Source organism: Vibrio sp. 10N.286.52.C3 (genome assembly GCF_041468865.1).
Classification (GTDB): Bacteria; Pseudomonadota; Gammaproteobacteria; order Enterobacterales; family Vibrionaceae; genus Vibrio; species Vibrio crassostreae_C.
This window is the reverse complement of the sequence record NZ_JBFRJM010000008.1, coordinates 83,992-107,550: the sequence shown is the minus strand read 5'-3', so window position 1 is coordinate 107,550 and position 23,559 is coordinate 83,992. Positions and strand designations below refer to the sequence as shown.

Below are 23,559 nucleotides of genomic sequence, written 5' to 3'. Positions count from 1 at the left end.
TCTCATTTTGATTAACTTTATTTAAACAATGTAAGGGGTGTAATTGCAGCTTATTGATAGAACTCATTCATTAAATTGAGGCGAAAACGCTACCTTTTGCATAATAAGTCAGAGTGAATCGCTATTTATTCCAATTTATCAGGTTAATAATTTGTTGCATGTTGTTTCGTGTGGTGCTAGTTTGTATCGCATGAAAAGGTCGGAGTACCTTGCATTTTCACAAACTTGGGAGAGAAAGCGCATGAAAGATGTACCAGCGCTGGACATAAAGGATCTACACAAAACGTTTGGTCAAAATGAAGTTTTAAAGGGAATTTCACTTTCTGCGCATAAAGGCGATGTTGTATCGATTATCGGATCTTCAGGGTCGGGTAAAAGTACTTTCCTTAGATGTATCAACCTTTTAGAGACACCAACTGCAGGCGAGATTTGGGTTAATGGCGAATTAATTCAAATGAAAAACAACCGCCAAGGCGTATCTGTTCCTGCCAACGAAAAACAAGTACAGCGTATCCGTTCACGCTTAGCGATGGTTTTTCAAGGCTTCAATCTTTGGTCTCACCTGACCGTTCTCGAAAATGTTATCGAAGCACCCGTTCACGTATTAGGTGTACCTAAAGCTCAAGCGATTGAAAATGCAGAACTACTACTTAAAAAAGTAGGCTTGTATGAGCGCAAAGATTACTACCCAGGTCATTTATCCGGTGGACAACAACAACGAGCGGCAATTGCTCGAGCGTTAGCGGTTGATCCGGAAGTGATGCTGTTTGATGAGCCAACATCAGCACTTGACCCTGAGTTAGTAGGGGAAGTACTCGGTGTAATGCGAGATCTAGCAGAAGAAGGAAGAACCATGCTTGTGGTAACACATGAAATGGCTTTTGCTCGTGACGTATCAAACCATGTGATGTTCCTGCACCAAGGTCTAGTGGAAGAACAGGGCGATCCAGCTAAACTGTTTACGGAACCTGAATCTGAACGTTTACAACAATTTATCTCATCGATTTACTAATCAGAATTGAAACGCCGTTGCCAACGGTAAACAGCGACGGTGTGAACAATAAAACACAACAAGTAAGTTAATAAGCAACAACAAACACAATATTAAAACTAGCAAAACATAAAAACCTAAATCACAGGAGTAGGGATATGAAAAAGTGGTTATTAGTCGCGGCACTTGCTGCAACTGCTGCAACGGGCGTAGCTCAAGCAAAAGAATGGAAAACAGTACGCTTTGGTATTGAAGGTGCTTACCCTCCATTTAGCTGGACAGAAGCTGACGGGTCACTGAAAGGCTTCGATGTCGATATGGCTAACGCACTTTGTACTGAAATGCAGGTGCAGTGTAAGATCGTTGCACAAGACTGGGATGGTATCATTCCTTCTCTACTTGCTCGTAAATATGATGCGATCATCGCGGCAATGTCTATCACGGAAGAGCGTAAGAAAAAAATCGACTTCACTGGTAAATACGCACTTATCCCAAACAAGTTCATCGCTAAGAAAGGTGCAGGCCTTAACTTTGATGATCTAAGCGGTCAAAAGATTGCAGTTCAACGTGCAACAACTCACGATAAATACCTAACAGACAACTACGGCGATACAGTAGAGATCGTTCGTTACGGTTCATTCGACGAAGCTTACCTTGATCTAGCAAACGGTCGTGTTGCTGCTGTACTAGGTGATGCATCTGCTCTAGAAGAAGGCGTGCTGAACAAAGCTGGTGGTGAAGACTACGAGTTTGTTGGCCCCTCTCTAACGGATCCTAAGTGGTTCGGTGAAGGTATGGGTATTGCTGTTCGTAAGCAAGACAAAGATCTGACTAAGCAATTAGATGCGGCAATCCTTTCACTACGTGAAAAAGGCATCTACCAAGATATCGCGGCTAAATACTTCAACTACGACGTATACGGTCAGTAATCTTTAGCGTCAATTCTTAAGGGAGAGGTTCTCCTCTCCCTGTCTTACCAACTTTTTCGCAGTTCTGTTGGAATCCATTATGTTTGATTTACAAGGATATGAAGCGTCGATCCTGAAAGGGGCGGTGCTCACAATCGAAGTTGCCTTGCTGTCGCTAATTTTAGCTATGGTTCTTGGTATGCTAGGTGCCTTAGCAAAACTCGCGCCTTATCGCTGGGCTCGTGCTATTGCAACCCTCTACACAACCGTCATTCGAGGCATTCCAGATCTCGTACTGATGATGCTGATTTTCTTTGGTGGACAAATCCTTTTAAACAACAGTTTGTATTCCATCAACGAGTGGCTCAACGAGTGGTTTGCATCCAGTGATCCTAACCACGAATGGACCGCTTACTTACCTGATTATATTGATGTCAGCCCATTTGTTGCTGGTGTCTTAACCATAGGCTTTATTTTCGGTGCCTATATGACAGAAACGTTCCGTGGTGCCATCATGGCTGTCGACAGCGGTGAAATGGAAGCGGCAAAAGCTTATGGTATGAGCCCTGTAAAGGCGTTTCACCGCATACTGCTACCGCAGATGATTCGTCACGCATTACCGGGTTTTGGGAATAACTGGCTGGTATTACTTAAAACCACTGCGCTGGTTTCGATTATTGGCCTAGAAGACATGGTACGTGTTAGTGCACTGGCGGCGGGTTCAACCAAAATGCCATTCACTTTCTACATGACTGTGGCGATTATCTTCTTATTCTTCACCAGTGTTTCAACGGGCTTACTTAAGCTGGTTGAACGTAAATTCAGTATCCACGCGAGGTAGTTATGGACTTTTCATTGATAATTGAAAGCCTGCCGATTTACCTTGGTGGTTTATGGACAACGGCTTGGATGGTTTGCGTTGCTTTGATCATTGGCTTATTCGTCGCCATACCACTAGCTATCGCTCGTAACAGTCCAAATATGCTGATTAATGCTCCGGCTTGGTCATTCATCTATTTCTTCCGTGGTACGCCATTACTGGTTCAGCTGTACCTGATTTACTACGGTATGGACCAATTCTTCCCAGTGAAAGACACATTATGGGAAAACGCGTGGTTCTGTGCTTTGGTGGCATTCATCCTTAACACGTCAGCTTATACTGCTGAGATCATTCGCGGTGCGATTAATGGCTTACCGAAAGGTGAAGTGGAAGCAGCAAAAGCTTACGGCATGAGCACACCTAAGACTTACCGTCGTATCATCTTACCAAGTGCTCTACGTCGTGCATTACCGGCTTACAGTAACGAAGTTATCTTCATGCTTCACGGCTCTGCGGTAGCTGGTATCGTAACCATTATGGATCTAACCGGTGCAGCTCGTTTGGTTAACTCTCGTTACTATGCCCCATTCGAGTCTTTCCTAACGGCAGGTCTGTTCTACATGGCACTAACGTTCATCATCATTGCGATTTTCAAATTCGCAGAGAAGCGTTTCCTTGCTTATCTAAGACCCCTTAGCTAATTGCACGGTATTCACACAGTTAACAAAACGGCGCTCATTGAGCGCCGTTCTTATTTAGGGTTTGTATAGGAATTAGTTGAGTAGCTCTTTGAAGCAAAAAGGACTTATTACACAAGCAATAAGTCCTTTAACTTTGTTTCTGATTTACTAGTTCAAAAAGCAATTAAACTTCATTAACGCCAATGAAATCACCATCAAAGGATGCATCAGTGTAGATGATGACTTCTTTGCCTCCTTTGGTGAAGCTATAAGCGGTAATCGTTTCAGTTCCATCGAGTCCAAGTTTATCTTGCATATCTTGGTCTAGCGTCACTGATGTTGCGGTTTGGTATTGGAATCCTTGAAGATGACTTGCGTCGATATCTTCAATTCCTAAAGCAAAGAATTCAGCAACTTGGTCGTCGTTCTTTGCTCTATTACCATCAAGGTCATGGTTTTGATTGAAGGTTTTACCTAGAGAAATAGTCAGTTTGTCATTAGCTGAGTCTCCCCCTATGACTGCTTCAAACCCATTGATGTTTGACCCCTTCGACATGTCGATATCGACACCACCAGGGTCATTGGCGACCAGTACATCGAACCCTTTACCACCATGAATTAGAGTATCCTCTGCATCAAAGGCTACTGTATCGTTGCCTTTACCAGCACGGATTTCGTCTGCACCACCACCACCAATGATGATGTCATCGCCTTTACCGCCTTTGATATGGTCGATTCCGTCTCCGCCATCAAGCCAATCATCGCCTTTACCACCAAACAATTGCTCTGGTTGGTCGTCGATTTCAACGGTGGTTACCACATCATCGAAGTCACCATCACCGCCAGGGTTGTCATTCCAGAACTGATTTCCGAGTTCTGTACCCGGATTGAAGTTGTTAATGCCGCTAACATCTAAGGTAAGGTTGCCGTTACTACCGACTAAATCTTGTACGCCCAGCAAGAAGGGGTGGTCACTATTGTTAGAGCTGGTCGCTTGTTGAGTGTTTAAGTCAATTGCGATACTTTCGCCTGAGACGAAACCGTCATTCCCGCCATCTGGGATAATGAAGAACCCGAGCGTATCAACGCAATCATCACAGTGCCCCAAATCGAGACTAAAGCTGTTGCCAGCTTCAGAGTTTGGAAGGTGATCTTTCACATTCCCCCAAATGACTTCAGCGTTTACATTGCCTTCACTGTCTTTTGTGAAGTAACCAAACGAATTTTCGAAGCCCGCTTCGGTGCCTTCCATAGTGACGTCAATAGTCCCTCTGAAGCTACTTACATCGTAGTAACCCGTCTCAGGATCGAGTTCAGGTATGCCACCTTTGGCGTTGTCACCACCAAGAATGACATCGTCCCCACGACCACCGCGCAATATATCGGTTCCGTCACCCGTTAGGCCATCGGTGGTAACAGAAGTGACGTAGTAGTCACTTGAATCGGCATTAGCGTCTCCGTTTTTGTCAAATGCAGGACCAACGGCAGTAAACTGAAGTTCATCAAAGGCTTTAAAGCCAGTGTCATCAGGACCGATGTTTAGATAACCGCTGTTGTTATTGCCATCCGCTAAATCGCTCGCAATGAAATCGCCCTCAGCGACCAGAATACCTTCCCGATATGCTGCCCAATGGCCTGCCTCATCTACGCCATTGTCGCCTTCATTTAAGTAGAGGTTGGAAATGCCGACTTTAGCAATCATTGTATGTTCGTCTAAGCTGACGGAAAACATCTCTGATGCACCTTCACCGGTAACGCCGTCGTAGCTGAAGCCAATTTGAGCAAGCACGCCAGCCTCTGCTGCGCCATCTACCCCATAACCTGTACCGCCAGAGCTTGCATTACCTGTATCAACGGTGCCGACAGAACCATCAGCGTTGTAGGCGGTTGAATTTGCTGATAGGTCGACGGATGTCGTTGGCTCCGCTAATTCAAACTCGCCGGTTCCTTCGTTAAACGACAGCGCTTCAAAGTTATCGCCGATAATTACGTCATTCCCTTTACCGCCTCGAATCAAGTCGTTCCCAGCGGCGCCTTCATTTGCAGCGTCTGGCCCGTTATCACCAATGAGCACATCGTTATGCAGTACCTGCTTCAATGACACATTATCAATCAGAGCCCCAAAGGTGTCTTCTGCGCCGTCGGCAATAAAATTGAGTGAGTAATTTCCTGAAGAGAGATCGACATCTTCGCTAAACAGATCCCAATCATCATCGACGCCGTCAATGTCTTGGAAAGACTTCTCGAATACAACGTCGGTGCCCGCCATTATTTGGACTGTGAAAGGAGCGGTGGTGCTATCGCCTCCTTTATTACGGAAAGCGTAGGAAAAATCGAGTTGATATATACCGTCGTCATCGACCGTAAATGTTTGGGAGACGGTTGAATTTGAATTCGCGCCATGCGAGTCTAATTCTAGGAAGTGACCACTGGCGATATCAGTCCCGTAACCATCAGCTGGGACACCGCCATGCAGTTGTTCTTGAATCTCGATACTGCCAACCTCGGCGTTCCATGCACCGGCGCTTGGCGCTGTTCCCCATGTATTGCCAAGGTCAAAAGCTTCAAAATCACCATCGCTGATTAGGTTTTCGCCAAATTCTGCACCAGCGCCTCTGTCACCATAAATAATGTCATTGTTCGCACCGCCTTCAACATAATCATCACCGGCACCTGCAACCACAATGTCGTCAACACACTCTTCTCCTAGCGCTTCTAAATCTTTATCGCGTGCCGCGCTTAAATCGCGGTTAACGCCGGCTTCATCACCAGCATTGAGCGAATGATTCCAAGCTTCAACCACATCGTTTCCGGCACCTGCTTTAATTGTGTCCGATCCACGTCCAGCAGCGATAAAGTCATCGCCGCTGCCGGCATGCACAATGTCGTCGCCTTTACCGGCTCGTACTTCGAGGTTATCGCCGCTGAGGTTAGAAAGGTCATTGTTGACATCTCTAGATTCTGGGGTGGGGAGGTTAGGACCATCTACTAGTATATTGGTATCATTGCTACCATTACTTTTCAGTCCTGCTGCTGTATTGGTTACTTCTGCCATCGTTTTTTCCTCACATATCATTCGATACATAGAGGCAGCCCAGCCATCTCGGCTTCATCCCTGAGATCTGGAGCTTTCCGTCCTCACCTCACGATGAGTTTGGCTTTATCTTCTTTGTGCGCTTGGTTAAATTTCTCTCATTGCCTTATAGGCGCTCACAGAGAGTGGGTTGAGTAGATACTCGAGCGGTGTTTGTTGCTCAAGTAATATCATCACTTCTGCGGGCATGCCCGGATACAATGAGATGTTTTCTAATGCTTCTAGCTCAGACTTATCTAACGATACTCTCGCTAAGTAAGCAGAAGATCCTGTAGCTTGATCGCTAATGCGGTCAGCCGAAATATGGACTAATTTTCCACGAATCGGTGGTGTTTTACGGAAACTGTATGCAGTCAGTCTTACTTGGGTATCCAAGCCAATTCGTAAGGCTTCGATGTCTTCTGGCTTCACTAACGCTTCTACAATCAACTCGTCATTTTGCGGAACCAATTCCATCAAGGTTTCACCGGGTGGAACGATGGCATTTTCGGAGACCACATTAAGTCCAACCACCACACCACTTTGAGGTGCTCTTATTTCAACCCGGGTAAGAATATCTTGAGCATTGACCATCGCCTCTCTGGTTTCATTCAGCTTTCTTTCTAAATCTTGTATCTCTTCGCCGAGCGTTTTGGCGTAAGTATAATCGGCGTTAATCAGCTCTAATTTCGCTTCGGCGATGGTGCGTTTGGCGTGGCCAATCCTAGCTTTGAGGTCAGCAACGTTACCTTGTAATTGAGAGCGTTCTCGCTGTAAATCCAATAACCGAGATTTGGATGTGTTACCGGAAACAAGCAAATCTTGGTGCATTTGTACCTGTTCTTCTAAATACTTCAGGCTTCGGTTTCCGGCTAAGAATCGTTGTTGGAAGCCTTGCAGATCAAGTTTTGATTGCTCGACTTTTTGCTGTAACACATCGGATTCACCGGATTTTAACGATTGTCTTTTGCTGAAAAGCTTACTCTGCGTATCAAGTAAGCTTGATACGTTTGGGTCGCTCATGAGGGAGAGTAATCTCATATCAAATTGAATTTCTTGATGACTCGCTAACTCTGATTGTAAGCGGTTCAGCCGCGCTAAATCACTTTGCCACTGAGCTCTTAGCCTTAGAAGCGATGCTTGAGCTTGTGTGTGACTTAACGTGATGAGCAGTTCGTCTTTTTGAACATGGTCGCCGTCAGAAACATGGACGATTTCTACAATCCCGCCTTCTAAGTGCTGAATGGGTTTTCGCTTTGATTCTACGATAATCACGCCTGGCGCAATGGCAGCAGAAGAAAGCGGGGCTAGGTATGCCCAAGCAGCAAAGCCACCAAGAGTAGTCACAAGAACTAACCAGATGAACACCTGTATTTTGAATGTAGAAAAGATCAGTTTTCTACCATCGTCGAAGTGAATACCTTTATCGTCATGATGAATACTAGCCATTCGACACCTCCGAGGAAGCGACATTGAAGAGCGACCGGACAACTTTACTCGCTTCGCCTGCTTGCGTTATCTGGCCGTTTTTCAATTCAACAACCCAATCGACATGTCTGAGTAAGCTTGGGTTATGCGTTACCATCACGACAGAAATGGATTTCTCTTTCGCCAATTGTAATAGCGAAACAAGAAACTCTTCGCCTTCTTTGTCGAGATGGGAATCAGGCTCATCAAGCACGAGTAGCTTAGGTGAGAAAACTAATGCTCTTGCGATGGCAAGTTTCTGGGCTTGTCCACCAGATAACTGATGACCAAAAGAACCGATAATCGTTTCATATCCATTCGGTAAGGCGACAACAGCATCATGCACACCGGCTTGAATAGCGGATCTGACGATTTGGCTATCCGTAACGTTGGAATCAAATCGGGCGATATTTTGTTTGACAGTGCCATGTAAAAAGTCGATGTGCTGAGGAACATAACCGACGGTGTGTTTGAACTGATTCAGATTCCACAACTCAACATTGAGTCCATCGATAGAAATGCCACCTTTTGAGGGCGATATGCCGTTAGTGATCATTTTGCAGATGGAAGACTTACCTGACCCGCTAGGGCCTATCAATGCGACTCGATTTCCTGATTCCAGTCTTAGCTTCAAACCATTAAGAGTCGGCTTGTTAAGTTTTTCAGACGCGAACCATGTGACGTTGTCGATGACCAGATCACCTTTAATTGTTTCCAACTCGGTTCGCTCGGTATGTTTAGTATGAGAAGCAAATTCCTTAGCTAAGCGTTTGTTTGCATCCAAACCAGTTTTCCATGCTTGAATACCACTAGAGAGCATCTCAATTGGCTGGAGTGCTCTCGCCATTAGGATTGAACCCGCAATCATTCCACCAGCAGACATGGCATTTTGAATGACTAGACTTGCTCCGACAGCCATGATGATGAGTTGAAGGACCATACGTATGTAACGAGAAAATGCACTCAGTGAACAGGCGGCTTGATCTAAATGGCTTCGAGACCAGCTCTTCTCCGCCAATATTTCTTGGTAGGTCTGACTTAAACCTTGTTGTTGATGTTGGCTAAAGATCGTGGCGTGTTTTTGAAAGCACTCGTCGTTTTTTCTTTGTGTTGCGAGCTGGCTTAAGTAAGTGGTTTTAAAGTGCTTAGATTTAACCCAATGAGAAAGCAATGTTGTCATGAGAATAAAAACAACGGCACCCACACCGACTATTCCTATATATGGATGAATCGCAAACATAATAATAAGAAAAAGGGGAGTGAATGGCAGATCAAACATGACAAAGTAGGCTGGAGAAGAGAGTAGGCTCTTTACCTCACTTATATCGTTGAACAGATGTTTTTCTTTTGATTTCGATGAGAAGGAGGTTTGTTCAAATAGCTGCTGAGACGCGATAAATTCAAATTTGATCGCTTTCTTTTGTGCATACTTGGCTCTAGACGCGTCAAGGAACGCTTGGGCTGTAAGTAGGAACACAGCAATGAAAGCCAAGAATAGAAGCGTATCTAAACTTTGACTTGAGAGGACTCGATCAAACACTTGAAGGCTGAATAAGGGAACGACTAACATCAATACGCTGATCGCTCCGCTGACCACCATCATCGGAAGTAAACTACGCAGATTAATTGGATTTATACCGGCCCAAGGCTTTGCGTCCATACAAAACTCTCTCCATTGGTTGTCCAAATAGTATAGATGGGCAGTGACGAGAATGTGAACTATCTCAAGCTTTTTGAGTGGATTTGAGCTAAGTAAAAAAAATGCACAAGCTAAACAAAAGCTTGTGCATTTTTGATTTGAAATTTAATTTGGATTTTATTTAAACGTCGACCAAATCGGAGCGTGATCTGACGGTTTTTCAATGCCGCGTAGCTCGTAATCGATGCCAGCTTCAGTACACTTATCGGCAAGCTTTTGAGTCGCTAGGACTACATCAATACGCAGGCCGCGGTTGTCTACGAAGCCTTTTGAGCGGTAATCAAACCACGAGTATTGATCATTCACTTCAGGGTGCAGCAAGCGGAAGCTGTCTACAAAGCCCCAGTCCATCAATGTTTTCAACCATTCTCGCTCTTCTGGTTGGAAAGAGCATTTACCTGTTTTTAACCAACGTTTCGCATTAGGTTCACCAATGCCGATGTCTGCGTCGATAGGGCTGATATTAATGTCGCCCATCACAATCACTTGCTCATCTTTGTTGTGATAATCGTTTAAGTAAGTCATTAAGTCTTTATAGAACTGGCGTTTGTACGGGTATTTTGTTTCATGCTTGATGTTATCCCCTTGAGGGAAGTAGCCATTTAGCACGGTAACCTTTTCACCATCTTCATCTTCAAACGTCGCCATGATCATGCGTTTTTGATGGTCTTCATTATCTGTTGGGAAACCCTTCTGCACAGAAATAGGCTCTTGCTTACACAACATTGCCACACCGTAGTGGGCTTTTTGACCGTGGAAGTAAACCTTATAGCCCATTGCTTCAACATCAGCAATTGGGAAGGCTTCATCGTGCACTTTTATCTCTTGCAGACCAATCACGTCGGGTTGGTGTTTGTCGATAATAGCTTGCAGTTGGTGAAGGCGGGCTCTAAGACCGTTGATGTTGAAGCTAATTACTTTCATTTGTTTTTATACCTCTCGTAAACCTTTGTCACTGCTTGTTTTTAAAGGTTTTTGATTTGGTGGATTTCATGGTTCATCGTATTTAACCATGCTTAATAATTTCTGTCGCCACTTTGTAGAGACAAAATGGCGACATTAAATGATGTGAATACTTACAGTTACGTAGAATCTATTGAGTCTTAAGTAAATCCAAAAAGAACGCGTATTCAAGTGCGTCTTCTTTTAATCGTTTAAATCGGCCAGAAGCGCCACCGTGACCGGCTTCCATATCGGTTTTGAACAGCAATACGTTGTTGTCTGTTTTCATTTCACGCAGCTTCGCAACCCATTTCATTGGCTCAAAGTACTGCACCTGTGAGTCATGCAGGCCTGTCGTTACCAACATGTTCGGGTAGTTTTGTACCTTAATGTTGTCGTACGGTGAGTACCCCAGCATGTAATCGTAGTAGGCTTTATCGTTCGGGTTACCCCATTCGTCATACTCATTGGTGGTTAGAGGGATCGATTCATCGAGCATGGTTGTCACAATGTCTACAAACGGAACATGTGCACCAATACCACGGTACAGTTCTGGTGCTTGGTTGATGATTGCTCCCATCAATAGACCGCCAGCAGACCCCCCAACGGCGAACACTTTATCTTTCGCGCCGTAGCCTTCTTCAACAAGCTCTTTGGTTACATCAATAAAGTCGTTGAACGTGTTTTGTTTGGTCAGTTTTTTGCCATCTTCATACCAAGGGCGACCAAGCATTTCTGAACCGCGGACATGTGCGATGGCATAAACAAAACCTCTATCCAGTAGGCTTAGGCGAGTTGAGCTGAAGGTAGGTTCAATCGTAGAGCCGTAAGACCCATAGCCGTATTGGTAGATTGGGTTAGTGCCGTCTTTCTTAAATAAGTCTTTACGATAAACCAAAGAGACAGGAACTTGCTTACCATCGCGAGCCGTAATCATGATTCGCTCTGATTGGTAGTTATCCGCTTCGAAATCACCTAATACGGGTGTTTGCTTCATGAGCTCGGATTCACCTGTACTTAGGTCGAAATCATAGTAAGTACCTGGCGTGGTTAAGCTGCTGTAATAGATACGAACTTTTGCGTTATCTAATTCATAGTTACTCGTTAGGTAAGCGGCAAATGCGGTGTCGTTAAATTCAAGTGGAAACTCGTGGCCTGTTGAGAGTTGGCGAACTTTCACTGTAGACAAGCCATCCGCGCGTTGCTCGTAGACAAGATGGTCATCAAACAACTCGAAATCTACAAGCTGAGTATTATCGTCTGCTGGGATGACATCGACCCATTTTGAGCGATCATGCATCTCTTCAGCTGTGACTTTCATTAAACGGAAATTGACCGCTTGGTAGTTGGTGTAGATGTAATACCAATCACCTAGCTTAGCGATGCTGTACTCTATGCCGGTCTCTTTTGGGTAGAAAGCCTCAGCTGTAGCCTTTGGGTTGTTGGCATCGATGACTGAGACACCGCTGGTTTCTGTGCTCGAATGCCAAATGTAGACCTGTTCACCATCTTTGCTTTTACTCAAAGAGGTGTAGTAAGCACTATCGGTCTCTTCGTAGATTAACTGATCGCTTGCTTGAGCGCTGCCTAAAACGTGGCGGTAAACTTGATAACCTAGCAATGTTTGTGGATCTTTTTTGATGTAGTAGAAGGCTTGGTTGTCGTTTTGCCACGCGATAGCACTTGAAGCGCCTTCAATTTCATCTTTTAGGTATTCACCTGTTGTGAGGTCTTTGATCTTGATGGTGTAAATTCGTCGGCTCAGCGTATCTTCGCCATAGGCCAACAAGTTTTCGTCTGGGCTGATCGTTAAGCCACCAATACTGAAGAATTCATGCTCTTTTGCTAGCTCGTTAACATCTAAGATGACTTGCTTGTCTGTGCCTAAAAAGTTTTTTTCACGCAGGTGAACTGGGTATTCGTTGTCGCCTGTGACCTTATTCGAGTAGTAGTAACTGCCTTTGCGAACCGGTACCGAATTGTCGTCTTTTGCGATTCGGCCTTTGATCTCTTGAAATAATTGTTTTTGTGCTGCTTCTGTATGTTTTAACACTGTATCTGCGTACTGATTCTCTTGCTCAAGCTGTTGCAAAATCTCTAGATCTTGGCGTGCATCATCGCGCATCCAGTAGTAATCATCGATTCGGGAGTCACCATGAATCGTCATTGCGTGAGGGACTTTCTTAGCAACGGGTGCTTGTGTCTGCTGAGCGACGAGTTGCGATGGAGAGTAGTGTTTCATGGTTGTTATTCCTTGATTGCTGCATCCGGCGACAAGCGCTATTGATACGGCTAATGTGGTTAAAGCGAAACGCATCTGTAGATCCTTAGTGTGCACCTTACTCGTTTTAATGCCAGCATCCTTTAGTTAGTGGTTAGTTTTCTTCCAGTGATGTTATTTATAATTGGATTCTGGATATGCACTTTCAACGTAAGTGTCTGTTATTGTTTTCAAAAAATCAAAGTAATGTTAAATGAAATTTAGGAAGGCGTGAGGTGAGGGAAAACGGGCAACAAAAAAGGGACACACTTATCAGTATGTCCCTTTTCTTCGTTTGGGCTGGATTCGAGCTTTACTTTAGATAGCCAATGGCATTTCGTTTGAGTGGTCAGGCTTGCGATTGACCCAACGTAAACCAAGCATCACGATAAATGACATAGCAATCATCAGGCAACCGAGCGGCAGTTGATCTTGAGCTGGGAAGAACGATGCCAATAGTGTTGCGATACCAGCACCTAGGTTCTGCATACCCCCTAAGATCGCGCCTCCTGTACCTGCGTGGTATGGGAATGGCGAAAGTGCTCCCGTTGTTGCTGCTGGGAATAAGATACCAGCGCCCAAGAAGTAAATGGTTGCACCGCCAATCAAAGTTAATGCTGTTGTTTGACCAAACAGACCCGGTATCAGCACCACGGCTGAACCGACTAAGATCGACACTAGGCCAACATTCAGTGCGCGACGCTCAGAGCGACGTTGTGCGATGTAACTCGATAGACCAGCACCCACTAAGTAACCCGGAATAGGCAAAACAAACAACAAGCTGACTGTGGTTGCAGGTAAACCCAGTACGCCACCAAGTAATACACCAGCCGCGGCTTCAAATACTGCGACCCCCGCGAATGTTGCTACTAGAACTAGTAGGAAACCTTGGAAGCGTTTGTCAGACAGAACGAATTTGTAGCTGTTTACAACAGACTCATTTTTGCGTCGTTCTTTTGGCAGAGTTTCCATCATGCTCGTCATCATGGTGATCACAACCGCGATACCAAACAGCGCGAGGAACAAGTAGCTAGAACGCCAACCGAAAGCTTCTGTTAAGTAACCGCCCAAAACAGGAGCCATCAATGGTGAGAAAATCACACACATGCTGATTAAGCTATTTGCACGGTGCAGTTCTGCGCCTTCAAAACAGTCACGAGTCAATGTTCGAGACATCGCACCGCCACAACCAATGCCTAAGCCTTGGATAAAGCTACCCGCTAGGAACCATTGATACTCATGAGCGAATAAGGCTACCAAAGTACCTATGATGTAGATGATCAAACCAATCACGATGATCGGTTTACGACCTAGGCGATCTGAAAGTGGGCCGTAAACAAATTGCGACAGACCATAAGGGATCAAGTAACACGCCATCACTGCCTGCAGCGAAGATGCCGAAACTAAGAACTCACCTGCCATATGACCGATAGAAGGCACGTACATCGTTTGAGTCATTTGACCTACGGCAGTCAGAATAGCGATTAAAAAGGTAAGTTTCGCTAATGGAAACGAGGCGGACATTTGCGTATCTCTCCAAAAATTAAGACGTAAAAAGCCTTAGCGCTCCATTAAAGGAGAGCCAAATGAATAAAGTGTTCAGGGAATCTAGGCGCGAGATATTAGATCTTGATTGCGGGCTTAGCAATCAAAAAGTGTGAAGTTGAGCAAGATAAAAATCTATAACTTGGATTATAAAAACTAATCCGAAGTTACTGCATTTTAAAGAGGGAGAGGGTGGAGTGGGCTTCCTTTAAATATCGATGTTCTGGCTATGTCCAAAGCGCTAAAACCTAAGCAACACAGCTAATGATTATATGAGTACATCATTTGAAATCACAGAAAAAAGGAAGAAAACACGCTCTATTAACATTTGTATAAACTTTCGTTTTATATGTAAGCAATTTGTGCTGTAATTATCCGCTAAGCTATTCGTCTAACTCATTTACATTGTGTACAGCAATTCGTTGTCGATGTGATAGTTATGGTTATGGAAGTCTTTTGGCTTAAATAAGGATATTAAATGCGCTCTCTATCGGTACAGTGGAAAATAACCCTCTTAGCAGGTTGTTGTTTAATCATTACGTCACTGTCTCTTATTGGTTTCTCGATCTACAACGCAACGAGCAATCAACAAGTCATCAAATCTCAAAGTTCAGAATCAGTTATCAATAAAACTCAGCAGCTGCTGGCGTCTGTTTCTCAGCTTAATGCTCAAGAAACTCAACGTTATGTAGACGAAGCTATTTACCGCGCAGAAATGCTTGCGGCCAGTGCTCAGTTTCTAAAAAACAATGCAGACGAAAACTTTACACCAAGTGAAGAGCTTCGTACCGCCTTGGATGAAATGGTTCGTCGCTCGGTTTTAAACTTCGACTCTATTCAAGGAGCGTATCTAGTTTTCAAGCCTGACTTGCTCGATAGTGAAGATACGAATTATGTCGATGCTGATTATGTTGGTTCTAACGAAAAAGGTCGTTTTGCTCCTTACTGGAAGGTGGCAGATAACGGTGAAAATGTTCTAGCGAACGTTCTTTCAGAATCTATCTTGAATGATGACAGCAATAGCGAACGTTTTTACTGTCCTTTGTCTTCAGGGCAAACGTGTATTAGTACGCCGAGAGTCGTGAACAGCGGTGGTGTAGCACTACTTACGTCCTCTATTTCAGTCCCTATTTTGGTTGACGACGTTGCTATTGGTTTTCTTGGTATTGATCTAAGACTTGATGGTTTAACGAGTGTGATTACTCAATCTGACCAGAGCTTGTTTAACGGTGCGGGTAAAGCTTACGTGGTTAGTCTAGATGGTTCGGTCATCGCTTCTGATGATTCAAGCATTGCAGTCGGTTCAACTTTCCAAAGTGGCAATACAAACAGTGATTTAATGACCGACTTTATCTTTGGTGGTGAAGTGACAACGCAATGGAGCGAGAACGGTGAGTGGTTACTTGCCTTTGCACCTGTTGTTGCAGCTAACCAAACTTGGGGGGTGTTGTTCGAGATTCCAAGAGAGAGCGTCGTCGCTGATGCCAACAAATTGGATTCCATCATTAGTACTAAGCTAAGTGAAGGCATCAAGACGGAAGTCATTGCCGGTACTGTGTTCATTTTGTTCGGTTTAGCCATTATCGCATTTGCTTCCCTTTCAATTGTGAAGCCTATTCGACAAGTGGTCGAGCGACTTAATGACATCGCTTCTGGTGAAGGTGACTTGACCCAACGTTTGGAAGTGAAGTCTCAAGATGAAATCGGTCAGTTGTCAAAAGGATTTAACCTGTTCCTAGATAAGCTGCAACACACAATCAAAGAAGTCATTCACACCACAGAACAAGTGGTGAGTACGACAAGCCAGGCTAAAGCATCGGCATCAAGCACCAGAGAAAGCAGTGAATCTCAATTTAAAGAAGTCGATCTTGTGGCGACAGCGGCCGAAGAGATGACTCAAACTGCGGGCTTAGTGGTACAAAATGCAGAAGTGGCCGTTGATGCAGCGTGCGAAGCGAATCGTTCTGCTCAACAAGGGCAACAAGTCATCGAACTTTCAGCCGGTGAAATGAGAAAGCTGGTGGAGCGTATGTCGAGTGCTGTTCCTATTGTTGAAGAATTGGCAAAAAATAACGGAAACATCACAGAGATCTTAAGTGTGATTGAAGGGATCTCTGAGCAAACTAACTTACTGGCATTGAATGCGGCGATTGAAGCGGCTCGTGCTGGCGAACAAGGTCGTGGCTTTGCGGTTGTTGCGGATGAGGTAAGAAACCTCGCAAGTCGCACCCAGTCATCGGTTGGTGAGATCAGAGCGGTGATCGACAAGGTTCATGCTGGAACTCAAGATGTCGTTGAAGCAATACAAGAAGGCAATATCCTAGCTAACGATACAGCACTACACGTTCAGAAAGCAGTTGAAGATCTGGGGTCGATCTTTACTTCTATTGAGGCGATCAGTGATATGAACAGTCAGATCGTTCGAGCAGCCGAAGAGCAACAATCGGTTTCCGGTGAAGTAAATCAAAGCGTGGTTAATATTCGCGATTTGAGTGCGAAGATCTTGGAGCAAGCCGCGGCTTCTGAGCAAGTCGGCAATGAAATTGACCAACTGTCTCAACAACAACAGAAGTTGGTCAATCAGTTCAAGGTATAAGCATTAAGCCTTAACCAGTTCTTGAATAGAAAAAGGGACAAATGAAGATTTCATTTGTCCCTTTTTTAATTGTTTATTTAGAGGCTAGGCAATAACCAGCGGTTGACGCTGCTTACTCTTCGATAAACCAGTAGCCTTTGTTGACCAATTCAGTCACGACAGTTACGCCCGAAGGAGATAGGGCAGTAGCCGAGGTAATCATCGTCTCATCGCAAAGTATGTTGAGTAACGAAGAATCCGCTTCATCAACCTTAACCACTTCGCCATTGATGTAAGCAGTGTTGCTTTCATTTTCGTGGTAGAGCGCCTTTAAGCCTGATACTCGGTGAATCTCACCTTCAGACTCTAAGTGTTGAGCGATCTCTTCTTGAGTCCATAGTGGCTCTGGAGCAACGATATCAAGCTGGTGGCGTGATTGGCTTAGCAGACAACCCATGAATTCACTGATGGTTTCAGGTTGCTCTAGTGCAGATTTCAACATGTCTGTGAGATTGCTTAAATCCGATGAACGAATTTTTCCGTAGCCTTCTTGCATTTTGAATTCTGGATCGTGCAGGTGTACGTCACCCATATCATGAGCAAGCACAAAATCGGCAAAGTTGCTGATCAGTTCTTGTTCTTTAGGCGAGCGGTAGCCAATAGAGTAGCTCATTGACGGCTCTAACGTGCTCCCTTCATGTGGGAAACCTGGTGGGATATAAAGGATATCGCCCGGCTCTAAAGTTTCATCAATGATTGGGTCAAAACCTTCAATTTGACGAAGTGCAGACGCTTGAACAGTCTCTTTGTATTGGCCAACATCTTTAGCGCCAACCTTCCATTGACGTTTGCCTTGACCTTGAATGATGAAGACATCGTATTGATCAATATGTGGGCCTACGCCGCCTTCAGGTGCTGAGTAGCAGATCATGAGATCGTCGAATAACCAGTTTGGTAACGCTTGGAACGCCTCAGTCAGCTGATTTGCGCCTTGGTGCCAGTGGTTCGCTGCTTGAACGATCAGTTGCCAATGAGTTTCGGTTAATTCGCCAAACTTTTCTTCAGAGAATGGGCCGTGTTCTGCAGTCCACTGATTGTCGAGGTTAGAGACAAAGCGAGAATCCACTTCTTCTTCCATCGATAAACCAGCAAGTTCTTCCGGCGAAATTGGGTCGACGAAGTTTTGGAAGCCACCCTTTAAGATGGTTGGTTTTTTATGCCAGTAGTTTTCAAGAAACTCGGGCATAGAAAAGCTGAGTTGGTACATGTGAATCCTGTATATTTTTATGCTAGATGCTAGATGCTAGATGCTAGATGCTAGTTTGGCTTGTAAATCTTGCTGGACAATTTTGATTGCTTCTAACGCGACTTTTGGATCGATTTCGTTGCTTTCGAGCAGATAGATCAGGTCGACAGCTAACTTAACTTCTTCTGGTGCGTTATCCAGTGGTGATGGTGTGTTATCAGTGTTCATTTCGCTTAGGGTTCTCTAAGTTAATCAGTCTCTCAATATTTTTCATTGAGTCTTCACAGCGTTCTAATCGCTCTTTTGCTAACTGCCAAGCCTCTTCCGCTTTTTTCTTACTGTGGCGAGGCGCAGAATCAAACGTTAACTTTCGTACTCGTACTAAATCGACCAATCGCTTTTGCCAGTCTTGGTGCTGGGCGAGTTCGTTGTATAGGTCGTTCAGGGTTTTCCCTGACTTGCTTTTTCGGTCCAAGCGTAAATCGTGGTTGGCTAACTCTCTTTGGATTGCTGCAATCTGATTGGTCAGCTTTTCTGTCAGGTAGTTGGCTCTGGACGCGGTCAGTTGATTTGAGGTTTGTTCACGTACAATGGTGCGGTACGTTGCCTGAGTTTCAAGTGCATAGGGAAGCAAAACAGAGGCGCCGCATTTAAATAAGGCTCGGTCAAACAAGGCTTGATGATAAGCCCCTCGAGATTTGTCAACCTGCGAGCAATGGCCAATCAAGGTATCAATAACACTTTTTAGCTTTGAAAATTGATTCATTTCACTTCCCGTTGGCTACTGCCTATAAGTTCACAAACCAAGCTTCGTATGCCAGTTTAATTGCAAGTACGCTTACAACTGTAACAAACACAGGTCTTATAAATGTAGCACCGAACCGAATAGCAGAGTGAGCGCCAACAAATGCACCGGCCATCAAACAAAGGCCCATGGTTAAACCTAGAACCCAATCAATATGACCAAGAATCGCGAAGGTCACCAAAGAGGTAAAGTTACTGGTAAAGTTCATGGCTTTGGATAGACCAGAGGCAAGTAAGATGTTTAAGCGATAAAGCGCCATAGAGCTTACCGTCCAAAACGCGCCAGTTCCTGGGCCAGCAACCCCATCATAAAAGCCAAGAATGAATCCTTGGTACTTTTGTTTTCTCTTAAGCACAGGGCATGGCTTAGGAGACACATTATGGCTCACATCTGGAGTCTTATGAAAAATGGTATAGACCGCTGCGGCAAGAATGACTAACGGCAATACCTTCTCTAACCACTCGGTGCTAATGGCATCAACAGTGAGTGTGCCGATGGTCGCACCTATTAAAGTAGATATGAATGCATTGACCCAACACTCAGGCTTGAACAGCTTTTTACGGTAGTAAGTGAATGCAGCTGTAGATGAAGCGAAGGTTGCTGCAAGCTTGTTAGTACCCAATGCGATGTGTGGCGGTAAACCAAGTGACAGTAAAGCTGGAACGGTTAACATCCCTCCGCCACCTGCGACAGCATCAATAAAGCCTGCTGCAAATGCAACCAGAGCAAGTATGACCAACATGGTTGGCTCAATCATTTCCATAAATAGCTAGTGTTCTCGTTATCGGCTGATAGGGCAGCCACATGAAAAATCTATGGATTAGTCATGTTGGGTTGTGAATGCAAGGGCCTAGCGATGAAGGCCCATAACTACCTCAAGGGCAGGGGATATTAGTATTTTATTGTTCTTTTAAAAGGCGGTAGTGAATCGAGTAGGGACTTTCCGTATCGCTTCGTTACTATGCGTCTATCAAGGATCGTGACTTTACCAGAATCTCTTTCCTTACGCAGTAGTCTACCCACAGATTGAATAAGCTTTTTACTCGCATCTGGAACAGTAATCTGCATAAAAGGGTTACCACCGCGTGATTCAATATATTCTGAATGTGCTTGCTCTACGGGAGAGGTAGGAACACCAAAAGGAATCTTGGTAATAACGAGGTTTTCAAGAAGCTCACCCGGTAGATCAAGACCTTCAGAAAAGCTGCCAGTTCCAAAAAGAACGCTGGTTTTACCTTGGTCTATTAGCTTTTTATGTTTTTTTAGAATTTCAGTTCGTGAAGTATCGCCTTGAACCTGCAATGCCCACGACTTTTTAACGAAATCTGTTGTTAAAGCCTCTGCAACTTTGTTCATTTGCCAGTAAGAAGAGAATAGAACGAGATTGGCTTTTTTGTCTTCTATTACCTTAGGCAAAATTTCAATAAGATATTCGGTAAACTGAGGTGCTTGTGGTTCGTACTTCATTGCCGGAACGATCAGCTCAGCTTGATTCTGGTAATCAAACGGTGATGCCAAAGCCAAAAACTGTACGCCATCTTCTGCTTTTTGGCTGATACCGGCTTGATGACAGAAAAAGCTGAAAGAGTTGAGCGCCCTCATGGTCGCAGATACTAATACGGCACCCACACAGCGGCTCCAGATTTGTTGATCCAGTTGCCAACCTACCTCTAGTGGCGAAACATTCACAACGAAATCGCCTTCGCTTTCTTTGTTAAGTTCGAGCCAACGAGCCAAAGGAGCGCCTTTTTTTCTCTTCGGTTCAGCCATTAAGCGCCAAACTTGAGCAAGGTTCTCTGTTCTTTGTATATAGAAGCCAATTTCTGCCAGTGCCGGCTCTGCAAGCTTTGCTGAAAGCTCGCCGTCTTTAACTCGTTCCGCAATCAGGTCTGCAATCTTCGCAACTGCTTGGCTCGCCTTTTGTGTGAGTTGCTTGAGGTCTTTTGATTCATTCTCAAGCCACTCAGGTAAGTCGCCATGTTCGAAGCGATACAAGCCGTCTTCAAAGTGGTTAGCGTCAAACTGTTTACTCATTTGAGTCAGGGTAGGGATCAGCTGTTGCACTGAGTCTTGCAGTTCATTTCGAAACCGGTGGACACGTTTCTCGTCAGCGAGGCCTGAAAGCTTAGTGATGGATTGGTTCAAACGCTCCAACCATGACGCCGCGCCTTTTAAGCTCGCAGCCGCAGAAGAGTGATCTCTGGCTACATGCGGTAAATGGTGAGCTTCATCGAATATATAGATGCTATTTTCTGGCTCAGGCAGTATCACACCGCCTCCTAGGTCTGCATCCGCCATCACCAAGCTGTGATTGGCAATTATCACGTCTGCTTTATCTAGCTCTGAGCGCGCTTTTTGGAAAGGGCAGTCTCTATGAGTAGGCATACTGTTATTACAGCTGTGCTTATCGCTGACAATCATCTGCCAAATCATGTTGTCGATGGGTTTTGGCCACGAATCACGGTCACCATCCCATTTACCTTGGGTTAGGCTACGATACATGGTTTGAAGTTGGTCGATATCCTTCTTCTTTGGCTTAGATTCGAACATGGCCATTTGTCCGCCATCAACCCCGCAGGCAGCGGCTAGCTTTTCGGAACAACAATAACGCTGTCTGCCCTTCGCTAATATGAAAGAAAACTCTCGATCAGTCAGTCTTCTATATAGAGGGAGATCTTTATTGACGAGCTGTTCTTGTAGCGCAACCGTCGCCGTTGATATGACTATTTTTCGGTTATTGAGCACAGCGACAGGAATAGTTGCCATTAAATAAGCCAGTGATTTCCCGATCCCGGTTCCCGCTTCTGCAACAATCATGCGATTACTTTTGTGGTATTGACCACAAAGTGTCTTCGCTATTTCTGCAACAAGGTAATTTTGAGCACGTCGAGGTACAAAGTTGTCCAACTGATCTTGGAGGTTTTGATAACTGGTGCGAATAGATTTTTGAATTTTAGTAGTTAGCATACTGTGACCTACGTAACGGAGCGAGGATAGTAGCACATATCACTAGTCGGTACATTTACGGTGAAATAGCTTGCTTTTGAATCAAAGGTAGATCTTGTTCACAAAAAAAAACTGAACCATCAGGAACTTAACTATTTTATTTATGTTGCGAAATATAAATATTAAAAAAGACTTGCTTGTAGGTGTTAAATCCTGAGATGTGGCGTTTTTACAAGTTGTTTGTGGTGTTAAATGCTGTTTTGTTCTTTTTTTGGATTATTATATTTCCTGATAAAACTAAGGATAAGCTGCTCGTAAAACAATGAAAAAAAATGTAAGTGGTTGATTTTGATTGCTTTGTGTTTTTTTTAGGTTTGTTTTTAGTTTATTTGACACGCAGGATAATCTTTTGCAATCTAGACCTCGAAATTTAGTGACGGTGATTAACCAACAAAGAGTGGTAATGACCAGTCATAAAAATAAAAGGGAACCGGGCAAGGATCTCCCATTCTTAGAAAAGGCAGTGGATTTATTATGAAAAAGACTCTATTAGCACTAAGTGTTATGTTTGCAGCAACATCGGCACAAGCAATCGAAATTTACAACCAGGAAGACTTATCTGTTAACCTAAGTGGCGACATCGAAGTTGTTTACGTTAAAGGTTTTGCAAAAGATTCAGAATTCCAGCAAGAAATTCAAGATGCTGACTTTGGATTTGATGTTCGTTATGCGCTTAATGACGAGCTAACTTTTGGCGGTTATTGGGAGTTTGATGGAGCATCTGGTGAAGTAACTGGCGGTTCTTCTACATCTGCAGATGTTGGTGATGTCTATGTGGCTTTATATACTCAAAACTACGGTTCTGTGAAGGTTGGTCGTACGTGTGGCGCGCTAGACGATGCTGGTGTTGGTTCTGATTACCAGTTTGGTGTGAGCTCTTTCTTCGAAAATGGTAGTGAGTTCTGTCAAGATGAAATGATTCGTTATGATATCGATACAGGGACATTCTATGCTACAGCATCTCTTGCTCAAGATGAGAATGACAGCACAGATGCTCTTGGCAAAGATGGAGCGTATTACGATCTTAAACTTGGTGGTCGTGTAGCTGATTTTGATTTCACTGCATACTATGGCTACGCAGAATTGGAAAAGATGGCGCCTGGCGCGGACGACGCTATTTGGGCATTAGAAGCTCGTTTCTCCGGCGTTGAAAGCTTGAATCTTGAGTTGGGCTATTACGCGACAACAATGGATACAGGAGTTGTAAAAGTAGATGCAGATACTATCGCTTTTGCTGCTGATTACACTATTGATGCAGTAACTATCGGTGCTGGCTACAGCACTTCTGATAGTGACAACAATGACAATGACGCCGACAACTGGTTTGTAAATGCTGGTTACGGCTTTGCTCCGAACACTACGGCTTACATTGAAGTTGGTGGTACAGACCAGAAAAACACGGACACTGGTGTTGCTGTAGGTGTTAAAGCTAGCTTCTAATTGAGTTTAGTTAAAAACTTTCTTATAAAGCCACCTCAGGGTGGCTTTATTTATTTTTACAGTTTAATATTTCATATAATAATTACTTAATTATTTTTGGCA

17 protein-coding genes and 1 riboswitch are annotated in these 23,559 nt (G+C 44.3%); of the genes, 6 read left to right on the top strand and 11 right to left on the bottom strand.

Translation table 11 applies throughout. From position 1 onward, the window contains the following. Window positions 1-241: 241 nt before the first annotated feature. The 4 genes from AB4138_RS03940 (at window position 242) to AB4138_RS03925 (ending at window position 3,420) form a co-directional block, all read left to right on the top strand. Window positions 242-1,012 carry an ABC transporter ATP-binding protein gene (locus tag AB4138_RS03940; protein WP_004736532.1) on the top strand — a complete coding sequence of 257 codons (771 nt, stop codon included), beginning with the start codon at window positions 242-244 and terminating at the stop codon, window positions 1,010-1,012. Between the two features lie 137 nt (window positions 1,013-1,149). Further along, complete coding sequence (locus AB4138_RS03935) at window positions 1,150-1,920, top strand: ABC transporter substrate-binding protein (protein WP_017062125.1); 771 nt, start codon at window positions 1,150-1,152, stop codon at window positions 1,918-1,920. 79 nt (window positions 1,921-1,999) lie between these two features. After that, window positions 2,000-2,740: an ABC transporter permease gene (locus AB4138_RS03930; protein WP_372305046.1), complete on the top strand. Its 741-nt coding sequence runs from the start codon at window positions 2,000-2,002 to the stop codon at window positions 2,738-2,740. Window positions 2,741-2,742: 2 nt separating this feature from the next. Next, on the top strand, window positions 2,743-3,420 hold the full coding sequence (locus tag AB4138_RS03925; protein WP_017062123.1) for an ABC transporter permease: 678 nt from the start codon (window positions 2,743-2,745) through the stop codon (window positions 3,418-3,420). A 163-nt stretch (window positions 3,421-3,583) separates the two neighbouring features. Here the strand turns inward: AB4138_RS03925 and AB4138_RS03920 are convergent, their stop codons facing one another. The 6 genes from AB4138_RS03920 to emrD all read right to left on the bottom strand — a co-directional run bounded on the left by AB4138_RS03920 (window position 3,584) and on the right by emrD (window position 14,364). Then, entirely contained in the window at window positions 3,584-6,454 is a 2,871-nt protein-coding gene (locus AB4138_RS03920; RefSeq protein ID WP_372084110.1) for a hypothetical protein, read from the bottom strand. 30 nt (window positions 6,455-6,484) lie between these two features. Continuing rightward, window positions 6,485-6,568, bottom strand: a riboswitch (cyclic di-GMP riboswitch). Window positions 6,569-6,580: 12 nt separating this feature from the next. Next, window positions 6,581-7,921, bottom strand: coding sequence for an HlyD family type I secretion periplasmic adaptor subunit (locus AB4138_RS03915; protein WP_017070029.1), 1,341 nt, complete (start codon window positions 7,919-7,921; stop codon window positions 6,581-6,583). Continuing rightward, a complete protein-coding gene (locus AB4138_RS03910; RefSeq protein WP_372305043.1) occupies window positions 7,914-9,599 on the bottom strand; it encodes a type I secretion system permease/ATPase in 1,686 nt (561 codons plus the stop codon). Before AB4138_RS03910 ends, AB4138_RS03915 begins: the two co-directional genes overlap by 8 nt. Before the next feature lie 156 nt (window positions 9,600-9,755). Then, on the bottom strand, window positions 9,756-10,562 hold the full coding sequence (gene xthA, locus AB4138_RS03905; protein ID WP_017070028.1) for an exodeoxyribonuclease III: 807 nt from the start codon (window positions 10,560-10,562) through the stop codon (window positions 9,756-9,758). A 169-nt stretch (window positions 10,563-10,731) separates the two neighbouring features. After that, a complete protein-coding gene (locus AB4138_RS03900; RefSeq protein ID WP_372305073.1) occupies window positions 10,732-12,822 on the bottom strand; it encodes a S9 family peptidase in 2,091 nt (696 codons plus the stop codon). A 336-nt stretch (window positions 12,823-13,158) separates the two neighbouring features. Beyond that, a complete protein-coding gene (gene emrD, locus AB4138_RS03895) occupies window positions 13,159-14,364 on the bottom strand; it encodes a multidrug efflux MFS transporter EmrD (RefSeq protein ID WP_372305040.1) in 1,206 nt (401 codons plus the stop codon). A gap of 499 nt (window positions 14,365-14,863) precedes the next feature. Between emrD and AB4138_RS03890 the strand changes: the two genes are divergently transcribed. Then, entirely contained in the window at window positions 14,864-16,981 is a 2,118-nt protein-coding gene (locus tag AB4138_RS03890) for a methyl-accepting chemotaxis protein (protein ID WP_372305037.1), read from the top strand. Between the two features lie 112 nt (window positions 16,982-17,093). Here the strand turns inward: AB4138_RS03890 and AB4138_RS03885 are convergent, their stop codons facing one another. The 5 genes from AB4138_RS03885 to dinG all read right to left on the bottom strand — a co-directional run bounded on the left by AB4138_RS03885 (window position 17,094) and on the right by dinG (window position 21,978). Continuing rightward, window positions 17,094-18,227: a JmjC domain-containing protein gene (locus AB4138_RS03885; RefSeq protein WP_372305034.1), complete on the bottom strand. Its 1,134-nt coding sequence runs from the start codon at window positions 18,225-18,227 to the stop codon at window positions 17,094-17,096. A 36-nt stretch (window positions 18,228-18,263) separates the two neighbouring features. Next, window positions 18,264-18,434, bottom strand: coding sequence for a pleiotropic regulatory protein RsmS (gene rsmS / locus AB4138_RS03880; protein WP_017055021.1), 171 nt, complete (start codon window positions 18,432-18,434; stop codon window positions 18,264-18,266). Next, entirely contained in the window at window positions 18,424-18,972 is a 549-nt protein-coding gene (locus AB4138_RS03875; RefSeq protein ID WP_017062115.1) for a primosomal replication protein, read from the bottom strand. The genes rsmS and AB4138_RS03875 overlap by 11 nt, the downstream gene beginning before the upstream one ends. A gap of 22 nt (window positions 18,973-18,994) precedes the next feature. Next, on the bottom strand, window positions 18,995-19,774 hold the full coding sequence (locus AB4138_RS03870; RefSeq protein WP_017062114.1) for a TSUP family transporter: 780 nt from the start codon (window positions 19,772-19,774) through the stop codon (window positions 18,995-18,997). Window positions 19,775-19,902: 128 nt separating this feature from the next. Further along, a complete protein-coding gene (gene dinG / locus AB4138_RS03865; RefSeq protein ID WP_372305031.1) occupies window positions 19,903-21,978 on the bottom strand; it encodes an ATP-dependent DNA helicase DinG in 2,076 nt (691 codons plus the stop codon). 513 nt (window positions 21,979-22,491) lie between these two features. Between dinG and AB4138_RS03860 the strand changes: the two genes are divergently transcribed. Next, a complete protein-coding gene (locus tag AB4138_RS03860; RefSeq protein WP_372082689.1) occupies window positions 22,492-23,457 on the top strand; it encodes a porin in 966 nt (321 codons plus the stop codon). The last annotated feature ends 102 nt before the right edge of the window (window positions 23,458-23,559 follow it).